This is a genomic window from Streptomyces sp. NPDC051183 (assembly GCF_040682455.1).
Lineage (GTDB): Bacteria > Actinomycetota > Actinomycetes > Streptomycetales > Streptomycetaceae > Streptomyces.
In genome coordinates this window covers 26,224-36,616 of sequence record NZ_JBFBBA010000036.1, presented here as the reverse complement: position 1 = coordinate 36,616, position 10,393 = coordinate 26,224, and the positions used below count along the sequence as shown (strand labels likewise).

At 75.8% G+C, this 10,393-nt stretch carries 10 protein-coding genes; 9 read left to right on the top strand and 1 reads right to left on the bottom strand.

Translation table 11 applies throughout. The annotated features are described in order from the left end of the window. The first annotated feature begins 366 nt into the window (after positions 1 to 366). From AB0M99_RS27920 to AB0M99_RS27880, 9 genes are all read left to right on the top strand, one after another. Positions 367 to 1,320 (top strand): hypothetical protein, encoded by a 954-nt coding sequence (locus AB0M99_RS27920; RefSeq protein ID WP_365925113.1) that lies wholly within the window; start codon positions 367 to 369, stop codon positions 1,318 to 1,320. Positions 1,321 to 1,339: 19 nt separating this feature from the next. Then, positions 1,340 to 1,774 (top strand): phage tail protein, encoded by a 435-nt coding sequence (locus AB0M99_RS27915; protein ID WP_365925111.1) that lies wholly within the window; start codon positions 1,340 to 1,342, stop codon positions 1,772 to 1,774. 20 nt (positions 1,775 to 1,794) lie between these two features. Further along, positions 1,795 to 2,550, top strand: a complete 756-nt coding sequence (locus AB0M99_RS27910) for a LysM peptidoglycan-binding domain-containing protein (protein WP_365925109.1) — start codon at positions 1,795 to 1,797, stop codon at positions 2,548 to 2,550. A gap of 3 nt (positions 2,551 to 2,553) precedes the next feature. Then, positions 2,554 to 4,407, top strand: coding sequence for a VgrG-related protein (locus tag AB0M99_RS27905; RefSeq protein ID WP_365925107.1), 1,854 nt, complete (start codon positions 2,554 to 2,556; stop codon positions 4,405 to 4,407). Between the two features lie 82 nt (positions 4,408 to 4,489). Beyond that, on the top strand, positions 4,490 to 4,771 hold the full coding sequence (locus tag AB0M99_RS27900) for a PAAR domain-containing protein (protein WP_365925105.1): 282 nt from the start codon (positions 4,490 to 4,492) through the stop codon (positions 4,769 to 4,771). Positions 4,772 to 4,778: 7 nt separating this feature from the next. Next, positions 4,779 to 5,198, top strand: coding sequence for a GPW/gp25 family protein (locus tag AB0M99_RS27895; RefSeq protein WP_365925103.1), 420 nt, complete (start codon positions 4,779 to 4,781; stop codon positions 5,196 to 5,198). Continuing rightward, a complete protein-coding gene (locus AB0M99_RS27890) occupies positions 5,198 to 7,153 on the top strand; it encodes a putative baseplate assembly protein (protein ID WP_365925101.1) in 1,956 nt (651 codons plus the stop codon). Before AB0M99_RS27895 ends, AB0M99_RS27890 begins: the two co-directional genes overlap by 1 nt. After that, entirely contained in the window at positions 7,150 to 7,692 is a 543-nt protein-coding gene (locus AB0M99_RS27885) for a phage tail protein (protein ID WP_365925099.1), read from the top strand. The genes AB0M99_RS27890 and AB0M99_RS27885 overlap by 4 nt, the downstream gene beginning before the upstream one ends. A 72-nt stretch (positions 7,693 to 7,764) precedes the next feature. Beyond that, positions 7,765 to 9,294: a BTAD domain-containing putative transcriptional regulator gene (locus AB0M99_RS27880; protein ID WP_365925097.1), complete on the top strand. Its 1,530-nt coding sequence runs from the start codon at positions 7,765 to 7,767 to the stop codon at positions 9,292 to 9,294. 14 nt (positions 9,295 to 9,308) lie between these two features. Here AB0M99_RS27880 and AB0M99_RS27875 read toward each other — a convergent pair whose 3' ends face one another. Then, positions 9,309 to 10,166, bottom strand: coding sequence for a hypothetical protein (locus tag AB0M99_RS27875; protein WP_365925095.1), 858 nt, complete (start codon positions 10,164 to 10,166; stop codon positions 9,309 to 9,311). Positions 10,167 to 10,393: the final 227 nt, after the last annotated feature.

Genomic DNA, 10,393 nt, shown 5'->3' with positions numbered 1-10,393 from the left:
CCGCTCGGGCCGCCTGTCGTGCCGGACCTGCCGGTACGGGCCGTAGGTCCGGCGGGGGAGCCGCCCGTCGTGCCGTCGGTACCGGTGCGGCCTGCGTTCCCGCCTGTGCAGCGGGCCGTGGTTGAGCCGCCGGACCCGCCTGCGCGGCCCGCAGTCCCGTTGGGGGAGTTGCCCGTCGTGCCGCTGGCCGGTTGGGCCGAGCCATCGGTTCCGGTGCGGCCTGAGTTCCCGCCCGGAGACCGCCCCGTCGTCGCGCCGGCGGCGCCTGTGCGGCCGTCGGCCCCGCCCGTGCAGCGGGCCGCGGTGCCGTCCGGGGATCTCCCCGTCGTCACGCCGGCCCGGGGCTCCGGGCCGGACCTCCCGCCCGTGTCCGGGGCACCCGTGCAGCGGGCCGTGGTCGAGCCGCCGCTCGGGCCGCCCGCCGTGCCGGAACCGCCGGTACGGCTCGGGGGCCCGACGGGGGAGTTGCCCGTCGTGCAGGCGGTTCCGCCCGTGCAGCGCGCCGTCGCTGAGCCGCCGCTCGGCCAGCGGCCCTCCGGTCCGGTGGGGGAGCTGCCCGTTGCGCCGTCGGTTCCGCCGGTGCAACGGGCCGTGGTCGAGCCGCCGCCCGGGCCGTCCGCCATGCAGGCGTTGCGTGGGCCCGGGCCCGTGCAGCGGGCGGCCGGCGGGAGCGTGGCGCGGCTGGTCGGGGAGCGCGGGCTGGAACTGCGCTCCGCGGCGGCCCCTGACGTCCCGCAGCCGGAGCAGGGTCCCCCGGCGCCCGCCGCCGCGGTACCGCTGGTCTGGACACGGGCCCCCGCCCCACCGGAGGTTCCGGTGCAGCGCGCCGCGCGGAGCGACTCCGGGGCGGTCCCCGTGGCGTGGCTCCCCGCGCCCGCGCCCGCGCCGGCTCCGGCCCGGCAGGCGCCCGACGCGGACTCCGGCACCGCCCCCGGCCCGGCCCCGGTGCCGTGGACGCCGGGCCCCGTCGCGCCGGTGCAGCGGTCGGCGCCCCAGGCCGCAGAGGCCACCGCGGCCACCGCAGGTGCCCCGGCTCCGGTCCCGCTCCAGCGCGAGGTCGCGCCCGGGCCGCCGGCCGCCCCCGAAGCACGGAGCCCCGTACCGCAAGAGGCGGCCCCGGATCCGCCCCCGGCCGCCCCCGCCCCCGCGCAGGGACCCGCGCAGGGACCCGCGCAGGGACCCGCGCAGGGACCCGTACCGGCCAAGGAACCCACCGACGAGCTCATCCGCCGCCTCATCGGCCCCCTGAGCCGCCTCCTGCGCGCCGAGCTCCGGCTCGACCGCGAGCGGGCCGGCGTACGGCTCGACCAGCGCCACTGAAGGAGAACAGGACCCCGCCATGGCCCAGCAACAGGACCCCGCCGTCAGCGTGTGCTTCATGGTCGAGATCGACAACATCAGCCTCGGCGCGTTCAACAGCTGCGACGGCCTCGGATGCGAGGTCGTCATGGAACAGCGCGAGGAGGGCGGCAACAACGGCTACGTCTGGCAGCTCCCCACCCGTATCAAGTACTCCAACATCAAGCTCTCCCGGCCGGTGACGCGCGACACCGAGCAGGTCACCAGATGGCTCGCGGGCATGCTCGGCGGAATCCCCCGCAAGACCGCCCACATCACCGCCATGACCGTCGACGGCACCATCGTCGCCCGCTGGAGCCTGATGGACGTCGTGCCCGTGCGCTGGAGCGGGCCCTCGCTCAGCCCCGAGACGCCCAAGGTCGCCACCGAGACGCTGGAGATCGCCCACCACGGCTTCCTCAACGCGGGCCGCTAGGGAGAGGGAGGAGCCCGGACATGTCACTGCACCAGCCCATCGCCTTCATCGCCTCCGCGGGCCCCGCCTCCGGAGACGCCGGCCCCCGCCCCAAGCTGGAGCGGGCCTGGCTGGAGCTGCGCGAGCCGCCCTCCGACGGCGGGGCCGGGCCGGCCGGCGCGCGGATGGGGAGGATCGACTTCCAGTTCAACCCCAAGGAGCTGACGCTCGCCAAGACCGCCGAATGGGAACGCAAGCCCTCCAAGGGCGCGGTGACGGCAGGTCCCGCCGAGTTCAAGGGGCCCGGCGCCGCCAAGCTGAACCTGGAGATGTTCTTCGACGCCACCGCCGACCAGGACGGCCGGGTCGTGGCGGCCGTCGAGAAGCTGCTCGCCTGCTGCGTGGCCACCCCGGAGACGCAGCAGCAGAACCAGGGCGTCCCGCCCTGGGTGATCCTGCGCTGGGGCGGACTCACCGGCTTCGTCGGCTACATCAGCCAGGTCCAGGCGAAGTACACGCTGTTCACCCCCGGCGGGATACCGATCCGAGCCGTCTGCCAGGTGACGCTGGAGGAGCTCAGCGGGCCCATGCCGGGCCAGAACCCGACCTCCGGCGCCCTCGCCGCGCGCCGCGTGCACCGGGTGGTGACCGGGGACACGCTGGCGCTGCTCGCCTGGCGCGAGTACGGGGACGCGACCGCCTGGCGGCACATCGCCGAGGCCAACGGCATCGACGATCCGATGCGGCTCGCCCCCGGGACCGAACTGTTGCTGCCGGGATCCGAGGAGCTGGGCTGAACCATGGCCGGAGAGAGCTTCGTCAACACCCTCGCCGTGGAGGTCGCCGGGCAGCCGCTGCCCGATCCGGTCGCCCAGACGCTGGTGTCCGCGTACGTGGACGACAGCACCCAGCTGCCCGACCTCTTCGTGATGCGCTTCCGCGATCCGCACCACCTCACCCTGCGGACGGCCGGGTTCACCCTCGGCACCCCGGTCAAGCTGTTCGCGCGGGCCGCGGACGACCCGCAGCGCCAGCTGCTGGTCTCGGGGGAGGTCACCGCCGTGGAGGTCGACCTCGACGCCACCGGCACCTTCACCGTCGTACGGGGCCTGGACCACGCCCACCGCTTCTTCCGCGGGCGCCGGGTCGCCGGATACCGCCAGATGACCGCCTCCGACGTGGCCGTCCAGGTCGCGCGGCGGGCCGGTCTGCCCGTCGGCACGGTCGACGCGACCACGACCGTGTACGAGCACCTCGCCCAGCCGGGGGTCACCGACTGGGAGTTCCTGCACCGGCTGGCCGACCTCGCCGGGGCCGAAGTCGGCGTACTGGAGGGGAAGTTCTTCTTCCGGGTGCCGGCGAAGGCCGGTCCCGCCCCCGACACGTCCACCTCGCCGCAGGCGAGCCCGTACGTCCTGGAGTTCGGCCGCAACCTGCTGCGCTGCCACGCCTCGGTGACCGCCGCCGACCAGGTCCAGCAGGTGGAGGTGCGGGGCTGGGACGTCCAGGCCAAGGCCGCGGTCGTCGGCCGGGCGCCGGCCGGGCGGAGCGAGCGGCTGGAGCTGGGCATGACCCCGCAGCAGGCCGCCGACGCCTTCGGCGGGGCGGTGTTCCTGGCCACCGACACCCCGTACCGCACCCAGGCCGAGGCGGACCAGGCGGCGAAGTCCCTGGCCGCGGACCTGGCGGGGTCCTTCGCGGAACTCGACGCCGTCGCGATGGGCATGCCGAGGCTGCGCGCGGGCACGGCCGTCACCCTCGGCAACGTCGGGGCCCCGTTCGAGGGCAAGTACACGATCTCCACGAGCCGGCACGTGTTCGATCCGGAGACCGGGTACCAGACCTGGCTCACGGTCGGCGGCCGCTCCGACCGCTCCCTCTACGGCCTGGCCTCCGGCGCGTCCGGGCCGGGCGACCGGGGCCGGGTCGGCGGGCTGGTCAACGCCACCGTGACCGACACCAGGGACCCCGAGGACCGGGGCCGGGTGAAACTGGCCTTCCCCTGGCTGGACGGGGAGTACGTGAGCGACTGGGCCCGCACCGCGGACCTCGGCGGCAAGGGCGGCGGCGGGATCTTCGGCCCCGAGGTGGGGGACGAGGTGCTCGTCGGCTTCGAGCACGGGCGGGTCGACCACCCGTACGTGATCGGCGGCCTCTACAACGGCCAGGACAAGCCCTCGGACCACGACGCGCCGCTCGTCGACTCCACCAGCGGAGCCGTCAACCGGCGCTCGCTGGTCACCCGTTCGGGCAACCGGCTGGAGCTGCTGGACTGCGCGCGCGGGCCGAAGGGCGTCCGGCTGGCCACGGGCGACGGAAAGCTGACCCTCCACCTGGACCAACAGGCCACCTCCGTCACCGTGCACAGCGACGGCACGGTCGAGATCGAGGCCAAGGACAAGGTGACGGTGAAGGCCGAACAGGGCATCGCGATGGACGCGGGCAGCGGAAGACTCGAACTCAAGGGCCAGTCCGTGCAGATCACCGCGCAGACCGGGGCCGAGGTCGACGCCGGCGCGGGCGCGCTCAAGCTCCAGACCAACGGCCAGGTGGACGTCAAGGGCACCACCGTCGCCGTGAACGGCCAGGCGAGCACCGAACTCAAGGGCGGGGCCAGCCTGTCGATCAGCGCAGCGCTCGTCCGCATCAACTGACCCGTAACAACTGACCCGCGTCAACTGACCCGTATCAACCGACCGGCACCATCCAACGGCATCACCCGAGGAGAACAGCGACATGCCGCCAGCCGCACGCGTCGGGGACCCCACCGGACACCCCGGGGTCATCGGACCGCCCGGAGTGCCCACCGTGCTCATCGGCGGCATGCCCGCGGCCGTCGTGTCCACCCCGCACATCTGCTCCTTCCCGCCCCCGGCCGTCCACCCGCCCTCGGTCATCGCCCCGCCCGGCTGCCCGACCGTGCTCATCGGCGGCCTGCCCGCGGCCCGGATGGGCGACATGTCCGCCTGCGGCGCGCCCATCGTCATGGGCGCGCCGACCGTCCTGATCGGCGGGTGAACCGGTCGTGGGGGAGCAGTTCATCGGCGCCGGCTGGGCCTTCCCGCTCCGCACGGACGCCACCGGGGCCATCGCGCTGGTGCGCCGGGACCAGGAGATCGAGGAGAGCATGCGCCTGATCCTCGGCACCGCCCCCGGGGAACGGCCCATGCGCCCGCAGTTCGGCTGCGCGATCCACGACCACGTCTTCTCCCCGGCCGACGCGGCCACCGCGGCCCAGATCGGCTACGAGGTGCGGACGTCGCTGGAACGCTGGGAACCCAGGATCCGGCTCGTCGACGTGGTCGTCAGCTTCGACGCGGTCGAGGCCGGGACCCTGTACATCGACATCCGCTACGCCCCGCGCGGCTCCAACACCCCGCGCAACCTGGTGTTCCCGTTCTACGTCATTCCCTCCCACGACACCCCTGAGGGGAGCGGCGGCTGATGGCGCTGCCCCGGCCCAACCTCGACGACCGGCGCTTCCAGGACCTCGTGGACGAGGCCAAGCGGATGGTCCAGCAGCGCTGCCCGCAGTGGAGCGACCACAACGTCTCCGACCCGGGCGTCACCCTCATCGAGGCCTTCGCCCACATGACCGACCAGCTCATCTACCGGCTCAACAGGGTTCCCGACAAGAACCACGTGGCCTTCCTCGACCTGATCGGCCTCACCCTCAACCCGCCCGCGGCGGCCCGTACGGACGTCACCTTCTGGCTGTCGGCGCCCCAGCCCGAGACCGTGCTCATCCGCGAGGGCACCGAGGTCGCCACCACCCGTACCGAGACCGACGAGGCGGTGGTCTTCTCGACGTTGCGGGAACTGGCCGTCGTACCGGTGGAGTTGACCGTACTGGCCACCGGCACGACCGCACCCGGCGCGGTCCCCGCCGACCGCGGGCCCGAGCTCGCGACCGGGCGCGGCGTGCCCTGCTTCTCCGCCGTGCCGAGCCCCGGGGACGCCCTGTTCTTCGGGCTCTCCCGGGCAGCGCCGTCCTGCGTGGTGGCCCTGCGACTGGACTTCCCCGTCGCCGGCCACGGCATCGACCCCGAACACCCCCCGCTGGCCTGGGAGGCCTGGACCGGCGAGGGCTGGACCCGCTGCGAGGTCGACCGGGACGGCACCGGCGGCTTCAACCGGCCCGGCGACGTGCTCATCCAGCTGCCCGCCGGCCACCTCGCCTCCGCCGAGGCCCGGCAGCGCGCGGGCTGGCTGCGCTGTGTCGTCGTCCCCCCGGCCGAGGGCCGCAGGGCCTACTCGGCCGCCCCCACCCTGCTGTCGGCCGAGGCGTTCACCATCGGCGGCACCGCCCCGGCCGTGAACGCGGAGCGGGTCGACGGCCAGCTGCTCGGCATCTGCGAGGGGCTGCCCGGCCAGACCTTCACCCTCGACCGCGCTCCGGTCGTCGCCGGCGGGCCGCCGTTCACCGTGGAGACCCACACCGCCGCCGACGGGTGGGTGACCTGGACCGCGGTGCGCCACTTCGGCGAATCGGGCCCCGAGGACCTGCACATCGGCATCGACCGGGCCACCGGCGAGATCACCTTCGGCCCCGCCGTGCGGGAGGCCGACGGATCCCTGCGCCAGTACGGGGCGGTCCCCGCCAAGGGCGTCCCCGTACGGGCCCGCCCGTACCTCGCGGGCGGCGGCCGGCGCGGCAACGTGGCCCGCCGCACCCTCGGCGTACTGCGCAGCTCCATCCCGTACATCGCCCGTGTGGAGAACCGCCGCGCGGCCGGCGGCGGCGTCGACGGCGAGGACGTGGCCAACGCCCGGCTGCGCGGCGCGCTGGAACTGCGGACCCGCGAGCGGGCCGTCACCGCCGAGGACTACGAGTACCTGACCCGGCAGGCCGCCCCCGAAGTGGCCCGCGTCCGCTGCGTCGAGGCCCCCGACGAGGGTCCCGGCGGGGTCCGGGTGCTCCTCGTACCGGCTGCCGAGGACGACGGCGAAGGGCGCCTGGACTTCGCCCGGATGGCCTGCCCGCCCGCCCTGCTGGAGTCCGTCGCCGCCCACCTCCACGCCCGCCGCATGCTGGGCACCCGGCTCGTCGTCGAACCGCCGTACTACCAAGGCGTCACCGTCGTCGCCGCCTTGCGCGCGGCGGACGGCATCCCGCCCGCCCGGGTGCAGCGGGCCGCGCTCGCCGCTCTGTACCGGCAGCTGAACCCGCTCACCGGCGGCCCCGACGGGGACGGCTGGCCGTTCGGGAGGGCGGTGCACACCGGCGCCGTCTGGGCCGTCCTGGAACAGGTGCCGGGCGTGGAGTCGGTGGAGAGCGTAAGGCTGTTCCCCGCCGACCTGGAGACCCGGCGCCGCGGTGAGCCGGCCGACCGGATCGTGCTCCGCCCCGGCTCGCTGGTCTTCAGCTTCGACCACCAGGTACGGGTGGACCCGCGGTGAGCCGGCGCCTGGTTCCCGGCCTGCCCTCGCGCCACCCGCTGGGCGCCGCACTGCCCGCCGTCTACGCCGAGGACGACCTCGCCCAGCGGATCACCGAGAGCCTCGACGAGGTCCTGGCACCGGTGCTGGCCGTCCTCGACAGCCTGCCCGCCTACTTCGACCCGCGCCTGGCCCCCGCCGACTTCGTGGCGCTCCTCGCGGCATGGGTGGGCGCGGAGGGCGAGGTCCGGAAGGCGGTGGCCGGGCACGCGCGGCGGGGCACCCGGGCCGGTCTCGCCGAGCAGGTGCGCCAGGCCTTCGGGACGACCCCGGAGATCGAGGAGAGCGGCGCCACCGTGTGGTCCGCCACCCCCGACACCCCGCTGCCGGGATCGGGACGGCCGCATCTGCTCGTACGGCTGCGGGTGCCCGACCCGGCGGCCGTGGACACCGCGGCGCTGACCGCGTTCGTCGCCCGCAGCCGACCGGTGCACCTGCCCTTCTCCGTCGAGGTGCTCGCCCTGGGGGCGTGCGCGGGGCAGGAGCCCCCGATTGGGTAATGGGTTACTCATGCTGTGCGGGGGGTGAGAGTCCATCCTTGACCTGCCCATGAGCGGGGAAGGGGGCCGGACATGCCTGTCCGCACGTCGATTCCACTCCTGTCGAACGGCAGTCCGGGCGCCCTGGCGCTCGTGGTCGCGCCCGCCGGCTACGGCAAGACCACCCTGCTGGCCGGGGCCGCCGAGGCCTTCCGGGGCCGGGTCGTGCGCTGGCGGCCCTGCCGCGATACCCAGGACGCCTCCGCCCTGCTGGCCCGGCTGGCCGCCGCCGGGCCGGCGCCGACGCGGACCCCGCCGACGGTGGAGTCCGTACTGCTGGACATCGAGCGCGGCCCCGACCCGGTCCTGCTGCTCGTCGACGACGTGCACCTGGTGCACGGCAACCCCGCCGAGGCCGTACTGGAGGAGCTGGCCCGGCTGGCCCCGCCCGGCCGGCTCCGGGTCGTCCTGGCCGGCCGCCGGATGCCCGCCGTGAACCTCACCCGGCTGGAACTGGCCGACACCCTCGTCCTCACCGCGCGCGAACTGAGCCTCGGCGAGGCCGAGATCACCGCCGCCTTCCCCGACGCGGCCCCCGACCTGGCCCGGCTCAGCCGCGGCTGGCCGGCCGTCATCCGCCTCGGTCGGGCCGCCGCGGCCACCGGCCGCGATCCGCTGGACACGGCCGCGCTGCGCACCTACCTGGACCGGGAGGTGCTCGGCACGTTCCCGGAGAGGGCCGTACGGGCCCTGCGGCGCGGCACCGAGGAACCGCCCGAACTGGCCGAGGAGTACGGCGCGGCCGACTGCCTGCCCCTGCTGCGGAGCTACCTCGCCCGCCGCTGCCCGGGCGCCGTCCGCCGCCCGGCGCCGCCGACCCGGCCCTGCCCCGCCGACCCCGAACGGCGGCTCGCGCTGCGCTGCTTCCGGCGCTTCGAGGCCACAGTGGACGACCGGCCGCTGGACTGGGGCGCGACCCGGCCGCGGGTACGGGCGCTGGCGCGGCTGCTCGCCGTACACGCGGGGCGTCCCGTGCACCGGGAGCAGCTGATGGCGGCCCTGTGGCCGGAGAGCTCCGCCCGCACGGCCGGACACGGGCTGCAGACGGCGGTGTCGACGCTGCGCACGCTCCTGGAACCGGGCCGCCACCGGGGCGGCGCCCAGGTGCTGGTCCGCTCCGGCGAGGCGTACATGCTGAACCTCGTCCCCGGCGGCAGCTGCGACGTCCAGCGCTTCGAGGCCGCCACCGCGCAGGGCCTGGCCGAGGCCGCCCGGGGCAACGCCGACCGCGCCGTCGAGGCCCTGGGCCGGGCGCTGCGCCTCTACACCGGCGAGCTGCTCCCGGAGGACGGCCCGGCGGAGTGGGTGGTGCCGCTGCGGGAGCGCTGCCGGGGCCAGGCGGTACGGGCGGCGCACACCCTGGCCGAGGTGGAGCTGACCCGCGGCCGCCCGGAGCCCGCGGTGGCCGCGGCCACGCACGCCCTGTCGCTGGACCCCTTCCAGGACGGGGTGTGGCGGCTGCTGGTCGAGGCCCACCACCGGGCCGGCGCCCCGGCGGCCGCCCGCCAGGCCGAGCGGCGCCACGCCCAGATGGTGTCCGTGCTGCTGCACGGGGGCTCGTAGGGGCGTGCAGGCGACTATCGCCGCTTGAAGAACTCCACCTCGCCGAGGGCGACGTGCCGGTCGCCGTCCGCGCCGTAGGCGCCCTGCACGGTGATCCGGATCCGCACCACGTCGCTGACGGCGAAGTGGAAGCGCTGCTCCCCGGGCACGTCGGCGATGCGGACGGTCTTGGTGCTGGTACGGCCGTCCTTCGCGGTGGCGGTGAGCAGCAGGGCGCTCGGCCGGCCCTCCCGGAGGTACTTCTCCGCGACCGGTGAGGCCCCGGGGCGCACCACGAGGTCCAGCAGCCGCACCGGGCCCGCGAAGGCCGCCTCCAGGAACTCCCCCTGACCGGGCCCGGACGGGGCCGGTGCCCAGTACCGGTCGGTGGTGCCGTCCACCGCCAGGGCGGGCTCGTGCCCGGCGGCGGCACTGGACGCGGTCACCTGCACGGCGTGCGTCTGCTCGGGCTTGGACGCGCGGTCCCGTACGGCCTCCACCCCGCGCAGGGCTTCGGCACGGAACAGGTACCCGGCCCCGGCCAGGGCCAGCAGCACGGCGACCGGCAGCACGAAGCGCGGCATCCGCCACTGCCTGCGCGGCGGCCGCTCTCCGGCGGCGTGCGTGCGGCGGGTGAACAGGCGGCGCCACCAGGGGGCGCGGGGGACGACGGGGGCGTCCGCGAGGGAGGACCCGCAGCGGCGGCAGAACCTGCGGGTGGGCACGTTGCCCGCGCCGCACTGCCCGCAGATCAGCTCCCCGGGCCGCGGCGGGGCCTCCTCGGCCTCGGGGCGGCGGGGCGGAGGCGCGGCGGCCGGCGCGCTCCCGGCGACGGGCGGCTGGACGGCCCGCGCGCCCGGCGCTGCGGGCGGCCGGTTCGGCATGGGCGGCACGGCCGGCACCGGACCCGAACGCGGGGCGGGAGTCGCGGGCGAAGCAGGAGCGGCAGAAGGGGCCGGAGCGCCAGAAGTGGCAGAAGGGTCGGAAGTGGCAGGAGGGTCGGAAGGTGCCCGCGGGGCATGAGCCGGCGGGGAGCCCCCGGGCGCCCGACGGGGTGCCGCCGGGGCCGCCGCCGCATCACCGCCCCACTCCAGGAAGGCCCCGCAGCTCCCGCAGAACC

Excerpts from the sequence above, each read along its gene's own strand:
- AB0M99_RS27900 (WP_365925105.1), top strand. The coding sequence starts at position 4,490 with ATGCCGCCAGCCGCACGCGTCGGGGACCCCACCGGACACCCCGGGGTC.
- AB0M99_RS27890 (WP_365925101.1), top strand. The coding sequence starts at position 5,198 with ATGGCGCTGCCCCGGCCCAACCTCGACGACCGGCGCTTCCAGGACCTC.
- AB0M99_RS27915 (WP_365925111.1), top strand. The coding sequence starts at position 1,340 with ATGGCCCAGCAACAGGACCCCGCCGTCAGCGTGTGCTTCATGGTCGAG.
- AB0M99_RS27905 (WP_365925107.1), top strand. The coding sequence starts at position 2,554 with ATGGCCGGAGAGAGCTTCGTCAACACCCTCGCCGTGGAGGTCGCCGGG.
- AB0M99_RS27880 (WP_365925097.1), top strand. The coding sequence starts at position 7,765 with ATGCCTGTCCGCACGTCGATTCCACTCCTGTCGAACGGCAGTCCGGGC.
- AB0M99_RS27910 (WP_365925109.1), top strand. The coding sequence starts at position 1,795 with ATGTCACTGCACCAGCCCATCGCCTTCATCGCCTCCGCGGGCCCCGCC.